Origin of the sequence: Flectobacillus sp. BAB-3569 (genome assembly GCF_002270355.1) — a bacterium.
Taxonomy (GTDB): Bacteria; Bacteroidota; Bacteroidia; order Cytophagales; family Spirosomataceae; genus Flectobacillus; species Flectobacillus roseus.
This window is the reverse complement of sequence record NZ_NJFZ01000124.1, coordinates 1-255: the sequence shown is the minus strand read 5'-3', so window position 1 is coordinate 255 and position 255 is coordinate 1. Positions and strand designations below refer to the sequence as shown.

1 protein-coding gene is annotated in these 255 nt (G+C 33.3%); it reads right to left on the bottom strand.

All coding sequences use genetic code 11. The annotated features are described in order from the left end of the window. Positions 1-15: 15 nt before the first annotated feature. Positions 16-144, bottom strand: coding sequence for a ParA family protein (locus BWI92_RS29030; RefSeq protein ID WP_095168647.1), 129 nt, complete (start codon positions 142-144; stop codon positions 16-18). Between the last annotated feature and the right edge of the window lie 111 nt (positions 145-255).

Below are 255 nucleotides of genomic sequence, written 5' to 3'. Positions count from 1 at the left end.
ACAAAATCGTCATTGTCACATAAGTCCTAAATTAGGAGGACAGTCAATAAGTATAAAGTCATACTTATTGACAACAGTTGCCAGCCTAATTTTTAACATATCATCACGTCTTGGTTTATTTGAAAGTTTTTCTTCCCACTCCATTAAATTTAGACCCCGGCTCGTAGATGGTATAAATGTCTATTCCATTTTTAGATATGACACATTCTTCGAAAGTAGCTTCTTTTAGAATAAACTTACCAACGTGATTTTGAG